Genomic DNA, 15,482 nt, shown 5'->3' with positions numbered 1-15,482 from the left:
CTGAAACGAAAAAGCCGACGAGAGTCGGCTTTTTCATGGGCGTTGTCATTGCTGTTTAGGCGGCTCGTCGGCCGGTATCGCACTGGCCCGGTTGCCCTGGCGATGCCACTGCAGCAGGATCAGCAGCAGGGTCGGCACACCCATCAGCGCGGTGATCAGGAAGAAATCCGCGTAGCCGAACTTCTCCACCAGCACGCCGGAATAGCCGCCGATCAGCCGTGGTAGCAGCAGCATGATGGAGCTCAGCAGCGCGTACTGGGTGGCGGAGAACTTCAGGTTGGTCAGGCTCGACAGGTAGGCGACGAACGCCGCTGTCGCCAGGCCGGAACTGAAGTTGTCCGCCGAGATGGTGAAGATCAGCATCTGCAGGTTGGCGCCCATGCCGGCCAGGGCCATGAACAGCAGGTTGGTGGCTGCCGACGCCGCGCCGCCGATGAACAGGATCGGCATGATGCCGAAGCGCACGATCAGCAACCCGCCGGCACCGGCGCCGACCAGGGTCATGATCAACCCGAACAGTTTGCTGACGCTGGCGATCTGATCCTTGGTGAAGCCCTGGTCGATGTAGAAGACGTTGGCCATTACGCCCATGACCGTGTCGGACATGCGATAGGTGGCGATCAGCCCCAGTAGCAGGAAGGCCTGCCAGCGGTAACGCAGGATGAAGTCGTTGACCGGCGTGAGCACCGGTGCCAGGCCGCGGCGGCCCATCGACGACAGGCACAGGGCGGTCAGGATCGTATAGAGGATGGCGCGCAGGAAGGCGCGATCCTCGAGCAGCAGGTCCAGCAACGTGGCTTCGCCGGTCACCAGGCTGGGGAAGTCGGTGTTGTAGAGCTGGGTGAACATCGCCGGTACCGACACCAACAGCACGATCAGCACCAGCACCGAGGCGATCTGATGGCTGAACCCATACTTGGCGGCGGCCAGCTGGGTCTTCATCGACACCGCCGGTTCTTTCATCCACAGGCTGGTCAGCAGGCCCGGCAGCATCAGCAGGGCGAACAGCAGGTAGGTGCCGGCCCAGGCGGCGTGCTGGTAGAGCAGGGTGGTCGAGCCAAGGCCCTCGGCGACGTACAGCGCGCCGGCGGTGGCGAGCAGCGCGGCAACCCGGTAGCCGGCCATGTAGCTGGCGGCCAGGGCGGCCTGGCGGGTGTCGTCGACGATCTCCAGGCGGTAGGCATCGACGGCGATGTCCTGGGTCGCCGAGGCGAAGGCCACCAGCACGGCGAGGGCGATCAGCCAGGTCAGGTGGGTGTGCGGATCGCACAGTGCCATGCCGGCCAGGCCGATGGCGATCAGTATCTGTGACAGCACCAGCCAGGAGCGCCGCCTGCCGAGCTTGCCGAGCAGCGGCAGGCGCCATTGGTCGAGCAGTGGCGACCACACCCATTTGAAGGCGTAGGCCAGGCCGATCAGGCTGGCGAAGCCGATGGTTTCGCGCGCCACGCCGGCTTCGCGCAGCCACACCGACAGGGTCGAGAACACCAACATGTAAGGCAGGCCGGCGGCGAACCCAAGCACCAGAAGAACCAGTGTCGAGGGGCTGGAGTAGGCGGCGATCGCGTCGCGCCAGCTTTTACGATGCATTGAAAGGGGTCGGCCTGGGGGGAGAAAGCATGAACAAGTGGCGCACTCTAGGGGCTAGGGTCGGGTCAGTGCAAGCCGGTTGCGTGTGGTGCGCCGAGTCTCATGCCTCGTGCTCCAGGGGCCGCCAGCCGTGACGTCGGATATCCACCCGACCATTGTGGGATAGCACCCCTTCGACGCGCAATCGGGCACGTTGTTCAACCCCGCTTGGCGAGTCCGCCGTCAGGCTCAGGCGGCCCCCGGCAGCGACCACGCGATGCCAGGGCAGGGCGGTGCCATCGGGCAGTTGACCGAGGGTCCGGCCGACCCAGCGTGCGGCGCGCCCCAGGCCTGCCAGCGCGGCCAGCTCGCCATAGGTGACCACCTTGCCGGCCGGCACCTGGGCCAGCGCCAGGTACAGCGCATCACGGCGGGCCTGCTGGTCACCGTCGGCCAGAGGCGCGCTGTAATCGGGCTGTCGTGTCGGCATGGCAGGCTCCTGGTTCCGTTTGGCTGTCGGCCGTCGATGAACTTGAGGCATTTCCGTCGGTCATTTCTTGCTCAAATGTCGGGTATGCGGATAATGCCCGATTTACCGCGAACCGGAGCAACAGCATCCGCTTATGTTTACTCGTACCTTGTTGTGCCTGGGCCTCAGCGTAGCCGCCACTCCGCTGCTGGCCGATACCGTATGGATGAAGAACGGCGACCGCCTGACCGGAACCATCAAGGTTTTCGACGGCGGCAAACTGATGCTGGAAACCGCCTACGGTGGTTCCATCCCGCTGGACTGGAAACAGGTCGCCACCCTGGAAAGTGATCGCGAGCTGCTGGTCAAGGAAAACGACGTCACCGGCGAGCGGGCCAAGTCGCTGCAGGCCGCCGATTCGGGCAAGGTTATTCTCGCCAATGGCGACGCGCCGAAGACCGTAGAGCTGGCCAGTATCAAGCAGATCATGAAGCCCAAGCCCTTCGTCGAAGACTTCATGTGGAAGGGTAACGTCGATGTGGCCATGGATTACAAACGGGCCGAGAGCGACACCGACGACTACGACGTCGACCTCAAGACCCAGGCCCGTCACGGCAAATGGCGCCACAACGCGACGGTCGATTACAACCGTGAATTGCGCAATGACGTGGTCAGCACCGACAACTGGGGCACCGAATACGCCCTCGACCGCTTCCTCGACGAACAGTGGTTCTGGCAAGGGCGCCTGGAATACAAGCGCGACAAGGTCGAAGACCTGGAGCGTCAGCGCACCATCGGTACCGGTCCGGGTTACCAGTTCTGGGATAACGAGCTGGGCGCATTCTCCGTTGCCGGTCTGCTCAACCGCTCCGACTACGAGTATGCCAATGGCGAGCAGGACAACTTCTACGCCATCAGTATGCGTTGGGACTACAACCGCTACCTGATCGGCAAGACCTTCGAACTGTTCAGCACCGGCGAAGTGGGCAAGCCGCTTGCCAGTGCCGCCGATTACGCACTGGATGCCGAAGTGGGCCTGCGCTACAAGGTCACCGACTGGGCCTCGCTGAACATGAAGGCCTCGAAAGATCAGGTCAGTGGCTCGGATGGCGACAAGGACGAAACCCGCTACACCATCGGTTTCGGTGTGGGCTGGTAACGCGAGCTGACGTATCGAAAGCAAGCCCCGCCAGCGTGCGGGGCTTTTTTATGCGCAAGCACTTTTACGTGCAGCCACTCACCGTCAGCGTGCTACAGGCGCACGCCGCCGTCGAGCTCGAGAATGCGCCCCGTGAAGTACTCGTTTTCCAGCAGGAAGGCGATGGCGTGGGCGATTTCCTTCGGTTTGCCGAGGCGCTTGAGCGGAATCACGTCGGTCATGCGCTGTAGCGCTTCGGGTTTCATGCTGGCGACCATGTCGGTCTCGATGAAGCCGGGTGCCACGCCGGCCACACGAATGCCGTAGCGCGCCAGTTCGCGGGCCCATACCACGGTGTCGGCGGCCACTGCGGCCTTGGCCGCCGAGTAGTTGGCCTGGCCGATGTTGCCGGCGCGCGACACCGAGGAGATATTGATGATCGCCCCCTCGTTCTGCAGCTCGATCATCTTCGCCGCCACCTCACGGGTGCACAGGAACACGCCGGTCAGGTTGACGTCGATCACCGATTGCCATTGGGCCAGGCTCATCTTGCTCATCTCCCCGTCCTTGACCTTGATGGTCAGGCCGTCGCGCAGAATGCCGGCGTTGTTGATCAGCCCGTTGATCGAGCCGAAGTCCTCGGCGATCTGAGTGATGGTCTGGGTGACCTGCTCTTCGTTGGCCACGTTGCACAGGTAGGTACGCGCCTGCACGCCCAGCGCCCTGCAGGCCGCTGCGGTTTCGTCGAGTTTTTCCTGGTTAAGGTCGACCAGCGCCAGGCGCACGCGGCGCTCGGCGAGGTACTCGGCCATGGCGCGGCCGAGGCCCTGGCCGCCGCCGGTGATGATGATGACTTTATCTTCGAGTTGCATGCCAATTCCCTAGAGTGAGAGCTGAACGGGTCAACCGGCGTCTTGCCCAGGCGGCACTCGCTGCCACGCGTTCAGGCCGGTCGATTGCCATGACGTACCGGCAGCAGCATAGAGCGCGAGATGGGCAGGGCACCAGCACTACCCCAGGCCTCAACATCCTGTAACAGCGTGGTCGGTATGCGCGAAGCCTCGCGTCGCCTGGCGTTGAACGCAGCGTGGGTGGGCGAAGTCGAAACTTCAGCTTGAATTAAGCGCAACACCCCATATTTCTCTCCTACTGGAAGGTGTTCTTCCGTCAAGGAAACCGCGATGCGCATTTTCATGTTGTTGTTCCTGCTGTTCCCGATCCTCGAGCTGGCCGTGCTCATTTCGGTGGGCAGCGCCATTGGCGTGCTGCCGACCATTGCCCTGGTGATCCTCACCTCGATCTGTGGTGGCCTGATTCTGCGTATCGCTGGCATCACCACGGCCTGGCGTGCCCGCGAGCGCCTGGCGCGCGGCGAAATGCCGGATCAGGAAGTGCTGCAGGGCCTGATGATGGCGGTCGGCGGTGGCCTGCTGCTGTTGCCGGGTTTCATCAGCGACGTCATCGGCGTGCTCTGCCTCATGCCATTCACCCGCCGCTGGCTGGTCGAGCGCGTGCGCCAGCGCGCTGCCGAGCAGGCCGCGCGGCAGCGGGCCTTCGCCGATGACTTGGCCGCCCGCAATGGCCAGCCCGGCGCGCCCAAGCCGAACGTGCTCGAAGGTGAATACGAGCGCCGCGACTGATTCCCGCACATAGCGCACAGGCCCCGGTCAGAGCCTTCTGGCCGGGGCTTTGTATTTTGGGGCTGACAAATCTGCGCGTAGCCGACGTAAAAAATTTATCGGCCTGCCCTTGAATTGCTGCTGGTCGACCTTATGTAGCGGTCACCGCAAGGTTTTTCGGCGTTCGATGCGCCGAAACATATTTCGGCGTTACGCGCATTGCGCAGCGCCACGATCCTGCCGGTGAGAGCACCGGTTGATGTCAACAACTATTGGGAGAGATCGACAATGAAGCTTCGTCCTTTGCATGACCGCGTCGTGATCCGTCGCAGCGAAGAAGAAACCAAAACCGCTGGCGGTATCGTGCTGCCGGGCTCGGCTGCCGAGAAGCCGAATCAGGGCGAAATCGTTGCCGTTGGTACTGGCCGTGTTCTGGACAGCGGTGAAGTCCGTGCCCTGGCCGTCAAGGTCGGCGACAAGGTGGTATTCGGCCCTTACTCCGGCAGCAACACCGTCAAAGTCGGCGGCGAAGACCTGCTGGTGATGAGCGAGAACGAAATCCTCGCTGTCGTCGAAGCCTGATCGCCCGCGAATTCCGTTTAATCGTCAAGAATTGAGGATCAAATAACATGGCAGCTAAAGACGTAAAATTCGGCGACGCCGCTCGCAAGAAACTGCTGACTGGTGTCAACGTTCTGGCCGACGCGGTCAAAGCCACCCTCGGCCCGAAAGGCCGTAACGTAGTCCTGGAGCGCAGCTTCGGCGCGCCGCTGATCACCAAGGACGGCGTTTCCGTCGCCAAGGAAATCGAGCTCAAGGACAAGATCGAAAACATCGGCGCCCAGCTGGTGAAAGACGTTGCTTCCAAGGCCAACGACGCTGCCGGTGACGGCACCACCACCGCTACCGTTCTGGCTCAAGCCATCGTTACCGAAGGCCTGAAGTCGGTTGCAGCCGGCCTGAACCCGATGGATCTGAAGCGCGGCATCGACAAGGCCACCGCGGCCATCGTCGCCGAGCTGAAGAACCTATCCAAGCCTTGCACCGACAGCAAAGCCATTGCCCAGGTTGGCACCATCTCCGCCAACTCCGACGACTCCATCGGCAACATCATTGCCGAAGCCATGGAAAAAGTCGGTAAAGAAGGCGTGATCACCGTTGAAGAAGGCTCGGGCCTGGAAAACGAACTGTCCGTCGTAGAAGGCATGCAGTTCGACCGCGGCTACCTGTCGCCGTACTTCATCAACAAGCCGGACACCATGGTTGCCGAGCTCGACGGCCCGCTGCTGCTGCTGGTCGACAAGAAGATCTCCAACATCCGCGAACTGCTGCCGGTTCTGGAAGCCGTTGCCAAGGCTGGCCGTCCGCTGCTGATCGTTGCCGAAGACGTCGAGGGCGAAGCCCTGGCTACTCTGGTGGTCAACAACATGCGCGGTATCGTCAAGGTCGCTGCCGTCAAGGCGCCGGGCTTCGGTGATCGTCGCAAGGCCATGCTGCAGGACATCGCCGTTCTGACTGGCGGTACCGTCATCTCCGAAGAGATCGGCCTGAGCCTGGAAAGCACCACTCTGGAGCACCTGGGTCAAGCCAAGCGTGTCGTCCTGAACAAGGAAAACACCACCATCATCGACGGCGCTGGCCAGCAGGTGGACATCGAGTCGCGCGTTGCGCAGATCCGCAAGCAGGTGGAAGACACCACTTCGGACTACGACAAAGAGAAGCTGCAAGAGCGTCTGGCCAAGCTGGCTGGCGGTGTTGCCGTGATCAAGGTCGGCGCTGCCACCGAAGTCGAGATGAAAGAGAAGAAAGCCCGCGTTGAAGACGCCCTGCACGCTACCCGCGCAGCCGTCGAAGAAGGCGTGGTACCTGGCGGCGGTGTTGCCCTGGTACGCGCTCAGTCCGCTCTGGACGGCCTGAAAGGTATCAACCTGGAGCAGGACGCGGGTATCAACATCCTGCGCCGTGCCATCGAAGCGCCGCTGCGTCAGATCGTTTCCAACGCTGGCGACGAAGCGTCCGTGGTGCTGGACAAGGTCAAGCAGGGCACTGGCAACTACGGTTACAACGCTGCCAACGGCGAGTACGGCGACCTGATCGAGTTCGGCATCATCGATCCGGCCAAGGTTACCCGTAGCGCGCTGCAAGCCGCTGCTTCCATCGCTGGTCTGCTGATCACCACCGAGGCGATCGTTGCAGAGCTGCCGGAAGACAAGCCTGCTCCGGCCATGCCGGACATGGGCGGCATGGGTGGCATGGGCGGCATGATGTAAGCCGATCGGCACCCTGAGCTGTACCGAGAACCCCGCGCCCCTGGCGCGGGGTTTTTTATTGCCTGTGTGTCAGCCTCGGCTGGATGTTGGCTCCAGGCGTCTAGCTGGCGCGCTCGAGCCTCTCATGTTGTCCGCGTGACATCGGTTGGCGCGAAGGGTTTTGACCGTTCGTCTTGTTGTAACCTTTGGCGACTTATCCTGATCTAGTGTTAGCGAACGCGTTGGCCGCACTATCAAGAGGTTGCGATCATGAGCTTAGGTGTCGCCAGAGGTTTATTTTTCGTTGCCGCATTGAGCGTCTCGGCGGTCGCGGCGGCCTCCTGGTATGAGCCCGGCCCCGGCGTGGTCAACAGTACCAACCGCAGCAATTGCCTGAGCCCTGCTAACAAGCGGGTTGTCCAGGCATCCCCCGAAGCCAGCCAGAACCTCTTGATACTGGTGATGGGCCTGTCCCAGGCGCGTCGCTGATCATCTGCCGTAGCGCCCTCTGCCTGAGTGGCGGAACAGTGAATTTCTCCCACTGCCGCGAACTCCGATACCCTGAGTGTTCACTCGAGGCAAGGAGAGCAGCAGATGTCGATTTACCGTGAGCGCGGCGAGCGCCTTCAGTCATTGCACCAGCAGCCTGAGCTGCTGATCCTGCCCAACCCCTGGGATGCCGGGTCGGCGAAGATGCTCGCCGCGCTCGGTTTTCACGCTCTGGCTACCACCAGCGCCGGGCTGGCCTTTTCACTGGGCCGACGCGATGCCGAAGGTGCGGTGAGCCGCGATGAGGCGCTGGCCAATGCCAGGGCGATCGTCGAGGCGACCCCGCTGCCGGTGGTTGCCGATCTGGAAAATGGCTACGGCGACTCACCAGAGGACTGCGCCGCGACCGTTCGGCTGGCGGCGCAGGTCGGCCTGGTCGGCGGTTCCATCGAGGATGCCACCGGCCGGCCCGAGCAACCCATCTACCCCTTCGAGCTGTCGGTGCAGCGCATTCGCGCTTGCGTGGTGGCGGCTCGCGAGCTGGACATTCCCTTCACTCTGACGGCGCGGGCGGAAAACTTCCTGCACGGCCGTGCCGACCTGGACGACACCATCCGCCGCCTGGTGGCTTACGCCGAGGCTGGCGCGGACGTGCTCTACGCGCCAGGGCTGACCAGTCGAGAACAGATCAAGGCAGTGGTCGAGGCGGTGGCGCCCAAACCGGTCAACGTGCTGGTCGGCTCGCCGAGCCTGATGCTGTCGCTGGACGAGCTGACGCAACTGGGCGTCAGGCGCGTGAGCCTGGGCTCCAATCTGGCGCGCGCTGCCTATGGCGCCTTTCTGCAGGCAGCCACGGGGCTTGCCGAGCGCGGCGACTTGAGCGGCGCCCAACAGGCCCTGCCGTTCGACGCCATCAACGATCTGTTCAAGGGCTAGCGTGCGGCAGTTCCTGATCGCGCTGCTGATCTTCGTGGTGGTCGGCGGCCCGTTGGCGCTGTACCGCCAATGGATCGACGTGCCGCCACGCTGGAGTCCCTGGGCACCCCTGGACCTGCGCGACACGCCCAACTGGCTGACCGCCTACAAGCTGCGTCGTCTGCAAGGCGACGCCGAGCTATGCCGCACGGTACTGGATACGTCCGCGCTGCGTTACGTCGCGCTGCCCGACAGCACGCCAGCCGCCGACTGCCCGCTGACCAACACGGTACGCGTGCAGGGCAGCGACGTGCGCCTGAGCAGCAGTTTCATCGCCACCTGTCCGGTGGCCGCGGCCTTTGCGCTGTTCGAGCGCCACGGCCTGCAACCGGCAGCCGAGCAGCGCTTCGGCCAGCGCGTGGTGCAGGTCGACCACGTTGGCAGCTTCGCCTGCCGCACCATCGCTGGTAGTCAGCGGCGCAGCCAGCACGCCTCGGCCAATGCCCTGGATATCGTCGGCTTCCGCCTGGCCGATGGCCGGCGTATCAGCGTGCTGCGCGACTGGCCGGGGGAGGATGATAAGTCGCTGTTCCTGCGCCAGGTGCAGCAGGCGGCCTGCTCCAGTTTCAACACCACGCTGGGGCCGGACTACAACGCGGCGCACCGTGATCACTTTCATCTGGATATGGGCGGCTTTCGCATGTGCCGCTGACGGGTGCCCGCGGCTTATCGAGCCAGGCGTCGTTGCAAGGTCAGGTGGCCCATCAACAACTCCCAGGGCGCCAGGGAGTCTTCCAGCAGCGGGTTGCTGGCGGCATTCTCGGCAGCGCCGGTCAGCGTCAGCGGTTGTTGCTGCAATGCCAATTCTTCGAGGGGAAGCGCGGCGCCCACCTCGTTCAGCGAGCAGATGAACTGACGCTGCATCATCACGTCTTCCAGGGTTCGTACGCCGTGCACGGGGGCTTCGTCGACCGCTATCGCCGTGACCGAGACCGGCGCCGCGGGCTGGCCCATGGTGCTTTCCATATCGCGCAGTACGCTGCGCAGAATCTGGTCGTACAGCGCCGCGCTGGCGCTCGATGGCGTACCGGATTTCTGGGCGGCTACCCGGGTGTCACCGGGAATACGGGAGATGACTTCGAACATCGAACGGCGGGCTCTGGCAAACTAGCGCTTTCCAGGGTATCGGCTGCTGTCGGCCCGAGTTGAGCCCCGCGGTTGCTTGAAAACTGCCGTTTCTGAATCGATGGACGATCCGCAATGAGTGAACTACAGCCCGACGTGCGCATTCGCATGGAGGCCCTTGCGCCCCATCTGCAAACCGGCGCGCAGCAATGGGCGCAGCACCTGGGCTTGCCGCTGGAAGGCGAGGCCGGTTATGCGTTGCAACTGGGCGAGGCTGGCTTGCAGCTGGTCGAGCTGGGCCCGCAGGCGCCGGGGCCGGTGCGGGTGGATTTCGTCGAGGGCGCGGTAGCGCACCGTCGCCAGTTCGGCGGCGGCGCCGGGCAGATGATCGCCAAGGCCGTCGGCATCGCCCAGGGCATTCGCCCGCGGGTGCTGGATGCCACTGCCGGGCTGGGCCGCGACGCGTTCGTGTTGGCCAGCCTGGGTTGCAAGGTCGACCTGATCGAGCGCCAGCCGCTGATCGGTGCGCTGCTCGAAGACGGCCTGCAGCGGGCGGCGGCGGACGCCGAGGTGGTAAGTATCGTCGCGCGCATGCGCCTGCTGCAGGGCAACGCCATCGAGCTGATGGCCGGCTGGCAGGGCGAGGCGCCGCAAGTGATCTACCTCGACCCGATGTTCCCCCATCGCGACAAGAGCGCCCTGGTGAAGAAGGAGATGCGCCTGTTCCGGCCCTTCGTCGGCGACGACCTGGATGCGCCGGCGTTGCTCGAGGCCGCGCTCAAACTCGTCAGCCATCGCGTGGTGGTCAAGCGCCCGCGCAAGGCGCCGGTCATCGAGGGTGCAAAGCCGGGTTATGCGTTGGAGGGCAAGTCCAGCCGTTACGACATTTACCCCTTGAAGAAGCTCACGCCTTAAGGCCCGTTCACGATCTTTCGTCTCGGCCTTAGCGCTTGACCGCAAAGTGGCGGTAGCGGCAGTTATCCGATCCATTGTGGGAGCCGCGACCTCGCGGCGAATCGCTCAGGCACCGCCGAAATAGGCAGTCAGGCTGCAATCGTTTCGCCCCGAGGTCGGGGCTCCCACAGGTTGGTTTGAGTGTCTGCTCCTGCCTTGTAACCGCCTCATCAATGTCGCCCAAAAAGATCGTGAACAGGTTCCTCAACGAACCGCCCTACGGTCGTGATCCAACCTGAACGTTTTTGGCGGGCCTCACCTCAGATTTTGAACGGATGCACGAGACATCCGAGCGAACCGAGGTAGCCCCATGAGCGAGACCATCACAGCTGGCGCCGAGCGCCGGACGATTTCCCTGTCGTTGAACGGCAGCCTTACTCAAGTCGAGGTATACCCGTGGATCACGGCCCTCGACCTGCTGCGTGAGCAGCTCGACCTGATCGGCACCAAGAAAGGTTGCGACCACGGCCAATGCGGCGCCTGCACGGTGCTGGTGGACGGCCGGCGGGTCAACGCCTGCCTGACCCTGGCGGTGATGCTCGACGGTCGTGAGCTGACCACCATCGAAGGCCTGGCCGCCGGCGACGAGCTGCACCCCATGCAGCGCGCCTTCGTCAAGCACGACGCTTTTCAATGCGGTTACTGCACACCGGGACAGATCTGCTCGGCGGTCGGCCTGGCCAATGAAGGGCGGGTCGGCGACGCCGCCGACATCCGTGAGCGCATGAGCGGCAACCTGTGCCGCTGCGGCGCTTACAGCAACATCCTGGCCGCCATCGAAGAAGCGCTGCCCGAGAGCGAAAAGGCGGTGCGCCCATGACCCCCTTCGCCTACAGCAAGCCCGAGGCCATCGACGAAGCGGTGCGCCTGGCCGGGCCCGACAGCCTGTTCATCGCCGGCGGCACCAACCTGGTCGACCTGATGAAGGAAAACCTGGTGCGGCCCAAGCGCCTCATCGACATCAATGCGTTGCCGCTGCGTGACGTGACTGTCACCGCCGATGGCGGCCTGCGCGTCGGCGCACTGGTCGGCAACGCCGAGCTGGCCTGGCACCCGGAGATCGAGCGACGTTATCCGCTGCTCGCCCAGGCACTGCTGTCCGGTGCATCGCCCCAGGTGCGCAACATGGCCAGCGCCGGTGGCAACCTGCTGCAGCGTACCCGCTGCCATTACTTCTACGACGCCCAGGTGCCGTGCAACAAGCGCGAGCCCGGCAGTGGCTGCCCGGCCCGCGAGGGGCTGAACCGCAACCATGCGCTGTTCGGCGCCAGCGAGCATTGCGTGGCGGTGCACCCGTCGGACTTCTGCGTGGCGCTGGCTGCCTTGGACGCTCAGGTGGTGATCACCGGCCCGAGAGGCGAGCGCCGCGTAGCCATGAGCGACTTTCACCGCCTGCCGGGCGATACCCCGCAGCGCGACACGGTGCTGGAGCCAGGCGAACTGATCCTCGCCATCGAGTTGCCGGCTGAAGATTTCGCCAGTCATCACGCCTACCTCAAGCTGCGTGACCGTGCTTCGTTCGCGTTCGCCCTGGTGTCGGTGGCCGCAGCGCTGCAACTGGATGAAAACGGGCAGGTCCGCCAAGCACGCATCGCCCTGGGCGGCGTGGCCCATAAACCGTGGCGGCGAGCGGACGTGGAGGCCAGCCTGGTTGGGCAGGCCGCCACGCCCGAGCGCTTCAAGGCGGCCGCCGAGCTGCTGCTCAAGGATGCCCAGCCGCTGGCCCACAACGCCTTCAAGGTCGAACTGGCGCGCCGCGCCGTGGTTCGCGCCCTGTCCACCGCCGCAGAAGGAGCCCGCCCATGAACGCGCGAACCCTCGGCCAACCCCTGGACCGTGTCGACGGCCCGCTGAAAGTCAGCGGCCAGGCGCGCTATGCCGCCGAGCATCCGGCCGATGACCTGCTGCACGGCAGCGTGATTTGCAGCGTGATTGCCCGCGGCCGCATCACCGCCATCGATGACTCGGCGGCCCTGGCGCTGCCTGGCGTCAAGCTGGTGCTCAGCCACCTCAATCGCCCGCCCATGGCCCAGGACGACGAGAGCTACGAGGATGACGATGCCGCCGACGGCTCGCCCTTTCGTCCGCTGTTCAACGAGCGCATCCGTTACAGCGGACAGCCGGTGGCGCTGGTGGTCGCTGACACCCTTGAGCTGGCCCGTCATGCCGGCTCGCTGGTGCGCATCAGCTACGAGCAGCAGCCCCATGCCACCGACCTGCGCGAAGCCCTCAGCGAGGCTCACGCCGCGCCGGCCGAACTGCCCAAGCCCCGTGGCGATGCCGACGGTGTGATTGCCGGCGCGCCGCTGCGCCTGGAGCTGGAATACGAGCTGCCGTGCGAGTATCACCACCCGATGGAGCCCCATGCATCGACGGTAATCTACCAGGCCGATGGCAGCCTGCTGGTGCACGACAAGACCCAGGGCCCACAGAACAGCCAGCGGTATCTGGCCGATGTGCTCAAGCTCGACCCGAGCCGCGTGCGCATCAAATCATCCTTCGTGGGCGGCGCTTTCGGTTCCGGTCTGCGCCCGCAGTACCAGTTGCCGCTGGCCGCCATGGCGGCATTGAAGCTGCAGCAATCGGTGCGCGTGACCCTGACCCGCCAGCAGATGTTCACCTTCGGCTATCGCCCGCGGGCGGTGCAGCACCTGCAGCTCGGCGCTGACGAAAGTGGCAGGTTGCAGGGCCTGGTGCACGAGGTGATCGCCCAGACCTCGCGCTTCGAAGACTTCACCGAGCACGTCGCCGAATGGTCGGGGATGCTTTACCACTGCGATCACGTGCGCCTGGCTTATCGGCTGGCGCCGCTGGATGTCTACACGCCGCTGGACATGCGCGCGCCCGGTGCTGCGACCGGGCTCTATGCCCTGGAGTCGGCGATGGACGAGCTGGCCTGGGCGGCGGGTGTCGACCCCGTGCAACTGCGCCTGACCAACTACGCCGAAACCAACCAGAACGAGGGCAAGCCCTATTCCAGCAAGGAGCTGCGCGCCTGCTACCAGCAGGGTGCCGAGGCCTTCGGCTGGAGCAAGCGCAGCCCGCAGCCGGGGGGCATGCGCGAGGGTAATCAGCTGATCGGCTACGGCATGGCGACCGGCGTGTGGGAAGCCATGCAGATGCCGGCCAGCGCCCGCGCCAGTTTCACCGCCGATGGCCGCCTGATCGTCGCCAGCGCGACCTGCGACATCGGCCCAGGCACCGCCACGGTGATGACCCAGATCGCCGCCGACGTGCTGGGCATGGACCCGTCCCAGGTGGAGTTTCGCCTCGGCGACTCCAACCTGCCCAAGGCGCCGCTGCAGGGTGGCTCGTTCACCGTGTCGTCGGTGGGCAGTGCGGTGCGTGAGGCGTGCCTGGCCTTGGCCGACAAACTCTGCGAGGCGGCGCGACAGTGGCCCGAAGCGCCGTTCAGCGATGGAGCGGCGCTGCGTTTCAACGCAGGCCGCGTGCAGCAGGGCGAGGATGCCAGCCGTGCGGTGGAGCTGAGCGCGCTGCTCGCTCGGCACGGCAGCCTGGAAGCCGAGGTGCAGGCGCAGCCCGGCAAGCAGCGTGAGCGCTACGCCAGTGCCAGCCACTCGGCGGTGTTCGTCGAGGTGCAGGTGGACGAAGCGCTGGGTACGGTGCGCGTCACCCGGGTGGTCAGCGCCATCGCCGCGGGTCGGGTAATCAACCCGAAAACCGCACGCAGCCAGATTCTCGGCGGCGTGGTGTGGGGCATCGGCATGGCCCTACATGAGGAGGCGATGATCGACCACGACCTGGGGCGCTGCATGAACCACAACCTGGCCGACTATCACCTGCCGGTGCAAGCCGATATCGGCAATATCGAAGTGATCTTCGTCGAGGAAAACGACAGCATCATCAACCCGCTGGGCTCCAAGGGCGTAGGCGAGATTGGTATCGTCGGCGTTGCCGCGGCGGTCGCCAATGCGGTTTACCACGCCACTGGCAAGCGCATCCGCCAATTGCCGATCACCCTCGACAAGCTGCTTTGACGGTTGCCGATGACGGGCTCACCTGCACGGGCCCGTCATCGCGCTCCTTCGGTTCATTACGTATCACCAGCCAGATTCCCAGCCCCGAAATCAGCGTGCCCAGGCCCATCAGCCAGGACAGCGGTTCGCCGAACATCGCCCAGGCCCACACCAGCGTCACCGCGGGGCTCAGGTACAGCACGCTGGCCACCCGGGTCGGTGTCGAGCGCTTCAGGCACAGCCAGTACAAGCCGTAGCCACCGATGGTGGAGATGCTCGTCCACAACACGCTCAGGGCGAAGCCGCCTGAGGGCACCGGCATCAGGCTGCCCTCCATCGCAGCCAGTAGCGCGAACGGCACGCAGCAGATGCAGCATTGCAGCCACAGGTTGCCGAGCAGGTCGAGCGACGCCGTGGCCTTGGTGCGTTTCTGCCACAAGGTCGCAATCGCTAGCGAGAACATGCCTAGCAGCGGCAAACCGTACACCCACAACGGCGCATCACCCCAGGCCAGCGCGTCCGAGGTCACCAGCACCACGCCCGTCAGGCCGACGATCAGGCCGAGCCAGGTGCGCCCGCCCAGAGGCTGCTGGAACACCAGCACGCTGAGCAGGGCTACGCCGATGGGCAGCAGGTCGGCCAGCAGGGCGGCGAGGCCAGCAGGTACGCCAAGGGCGATGCCTTGAACCACACCGGCGAGGTAGCCGCCCATCGCCAGCAAACCGATACCGGCGTGGCGCAGCAAAGTGGCCAGCGAGGCGTTGCGCAGGCGCGGCAGTGCCCAGGGTGCCAGCAGCACCGCGAACAGCAGGCTGCGCCAGAACACCACCAGCATGGCAGGCGCATGCTCGATGGAGAAGCGCGCGCCGATGAAGCCCGAGCTCCAGATCACCACCAGCGCCGCTTCGAGCAGCAGCAGGGGAATCGCGACGGGCCAGAGGCGAGCAGTCAGTCGAACGGACATGGCGGTAAACCGGA

At 64.7% G+C, this 15,482-nt stretch carries 17 protein-coding genes; 11 read left to right on the top strand and 6 right to left on the bottom strand.

Translation table 11 applies throughout. The annotated features are described in order from the left end of the window. Nucleotides 1-45: 45 nt before the first annotated feature. Together BVH01_RS14240 and BVH01_RS14235 are read right to left on the bottom strand one after the other, a co-directional pair. A complete protein-coding gene (locus BVH01_RS14240) occupies nucleotides 46-1,590 on the bottom strand; it encodes an AmpG family muropeptide MFS transporter (RefSeq protein WP_075930915.1) in 1,545 nt (514 codons plus the stop codon). 100 nt (nucleotides 1,591-1,690) lie between these two features. Further along, nucleotides 1,691-2,059 carry an MGMT family protein gene (locus BVH01_RS14235; protein WP_075930914.1) on the bottom strand — a complete coding sequence of 123 codons (369 nt, stop codon included), beginning with the start codon at nucleotides 2,057-2,059 and terminating at the stop codon, nucleotides 1,691-1,693. A 133-nt stretch (nucleotides 2,060-2,192) separates the two neighbouring features. Here BVH01_RS14235 and BVH01_RS14230 point away from each other — a divergent pair, with 133 nt between their 5' ends. Further along, nucleotides 2,193-3,197 (top strand): DUF481 domain-containing protein, encoded by a 1,005-nt coding sequence (locus tag BVH01_RS14230; RefSeq protein WP_075930913.1) that lies wholly within the window; start codon nucleotides 2,193-2,195, stop codon nucleotides 3,195-3,197. 92 nt (nucleotides 3,198-3,289) lie between these two features. Here the strand turns inward: BVH01_RS14230 and BVH01_RS14225 are convergent, their stop codons facing one another. After that, a complete protein-coding gene (locus tag BVH01_RS14225; RefSeq protein WP_075930912.1) occupies nucleotides 3,290-4,048 on the bottom strand; it encodes an SDR family oxidoreductase in 759 nt (252 codons plus the stop codon). A gap of 71 nt (nucleotides 4,049-4,119) precedes the next feature. Continuing rightward, on the bottom strand, nucleotides 4,120-4,371 hold the full coding sequence (locus tag BVH01_RS24430) for a hypothetical protein (RefSeq protein WP_139317834.1): 252 nt from the start codon (nucleotides 4,369-4,371) through the stop codon (nucleotides 4,120-4,122). On the opposite strand from BVH01_RS24430, the gene BVH01_RS14220 reads away from it, so the two are divergent. From BVH01_RS14220 to BVH01_RS14195, 6 genes are all read left to right on the top strand, one after another. Continuing rightward, complete coding sequence (locus BVH01_RS14220) at nucleotides 4,358-4,816, top strand: FxsA family protein (RefSeq protein WP_075930911.1); 459 nt, start codon at nucleotides 4,358-4,360, stop codon at nucleotides 4,814-4,816. The two genes, BVH01_RS24430 and BVH01_RS14220, sit on opposite strands and share 14 nt — an antisense overlap. 267 nt (nucleotides 4,817-5,083) lie before the next feature. Beyond that, nucleotides 5,084-5,377, top strand: a complete 294-nt coding sequence (locus tag BVH01_RS14215) for a co-chaperone GroES (RefSeq protein ID WP_075930910.1) — start codon at nucleotides 5,084-5,086, stop codon at nucleotides 5,375-5,377. Nucleotides 5,378-5,424: 47 nt separating this feature from the next. Then, a complete protein-coding gene (gene groL / locus BVH01_RS14210; protein WP_075930909.1) occupies nucleotides 5,425-7,065 on the top strand; it encodes a chaperonin GroEL in 1,641 nt (546 codons plus the stop codon). A gap of 249 nt (nucleotides 7,066-7,314) precedes the next feature. Continuing rightward, a complete protein-coding gene (locus BVH01_RS14205) occupies nucleotides 7,315-7,533 on the top strand; it encodes a hypothetical protein (protein ID WP_075930908.1) in 219 nt (72 codons plus the stop codon). Between the two features lie 105 nt (nucleotides 7,534-7,638). Beyond that, nucleotides 7,639-8,469, top strand: a complete 831-nt coding sequence (locus BVH01_RS14200; RefSeq protein ID WP_075930907.1) for an oxaloacetate decarboxylase — start codon at nucleotides 7,639-7,641, stop codon at nucleotides 8,467-8,469. A gap of 1 nt (nucleotide 8,470) precedes the next feature. Then, complete coding sequence (locus BVH01_RS14195) at nucleotides 8,471-9,160, top strand: extensin family protein (RefSeq protein WP_075930906.1); 690 nt, start codon at nucleotides 8,471-8,473, stop codon at nucleotides 9,158-9,160. Nucleotides 9,161-9,174: 14 nt separating this feature from the next. On the opposite strand, the gene BVH01_RS14190 is transcribed toward BVH01_RS14195, so the two are convergent. Then, nucleotides 9,175-9,594, bottom strand: coding sequence for a hypothetical protein (locus tag BVH01_RS14190; RefSeq protein WP_075930905.1), 420 nt, complete (start codon nucleotides 9,592-9,594; stop codon nucleotides 9,175-9,177). Nucleotides 9,595-9,741: 147 nt separating this feature from the next. Between BVH01_RS14190 and BVH01_RS14185 the strand changes: the two genes are divergently transcribed. From BVH01_RS14185 to BVH01_RS14170, 4 genes are all read left to right on the top strand, one after another. Continuing rightward, on the top strand, nucleotides 9,742-10,488 hold the full coding sequence (locus BVH01_RS14185) for a class I SAM-dependent methyltransferase (RefSeq protein WP_371915604.1): 747 nt from the start codon (nucleotides 9,742-9,744) through the stop codon (nucleotides 10,486-10,488). A gap of 349 nt (nucleotides 10,489-10,837) precedes the next feature. Then, complete coding sequence (locus tag BVH01_RS14180; RefSeq protein ID WP_075930903.1) at nucleotides 10,838-11,347, top strand: (2Fe-2S)-binding protein; 510 nt, start codon at nucleotides 10,838-10,840, stop codon at nucleotides 11,345-11,347. Beyond that, the gene (locus BVH01_RS14175) at nucleotides 11,344-12,333 is read left to right on the top strand and encodes a xanthine dehydrogenase family protein subunit M (protein WP_075930902.1); all 990 of its coding nucleotides are present in this window, start codon (nucleotides 11,344-11,346) and stop codon (nucleotides 12,331-12,333) included. Before BVH01_RS14180 ends, BVH01_RS14175 begins: the two co-directional genes overlap by 4 nt. Beyond that, nucleotides 12,330-14,525, top strand: a complete 2,196-nt coding sequence (locus BVH01_RS14170) for a xanthine dehydrogenase family protein molybdopterin-binding subunit (RefSeq protein ID WP_075930901.1) — start codon at nucleotides 12,330-12,332, stop codon at nucleotides 14,523-14,525. Before BVH01_RS14175 ends, BVH01_RS14170 begins: the two co-directional genes overlap by 4 nt. On the opposite strand, the gene BVH01_RS14165 is transcribed toward BVH01_RS14170, so the two are convergent. Further along, nucleotides 14,503-15,468, bottom strand: a complete 966-nt coding sequence (locus tag BVH01_RS14165) for a DMT family transporter (RefSeq protein ID WP_075930900.1) — start codon at nucleotides 15,466-15,468, stop codon at nucleotides 14,503-14,505. The genes BVH01_RS14170 and BVH01_RS14165 overlap by 23 nt on opposite strands. Nucleotides 15,469-15,482: the final 14 nt, after the last annotated feature.

Source organism: Pseudomonas sp. PA1(2017) (genome assembly GCF_001945375.1).
Taxonomy (GTDB): Bacteria; Pseudomonadota; Gammaproteobacteria; order Pseudomonadales; family Pseudomonadaceae; genus Aquipseudomonas.
Note: the sequence above shows the minus strand (reverse complement) of the source record. Positions and strands in the feature narration are given on the sequence as shown.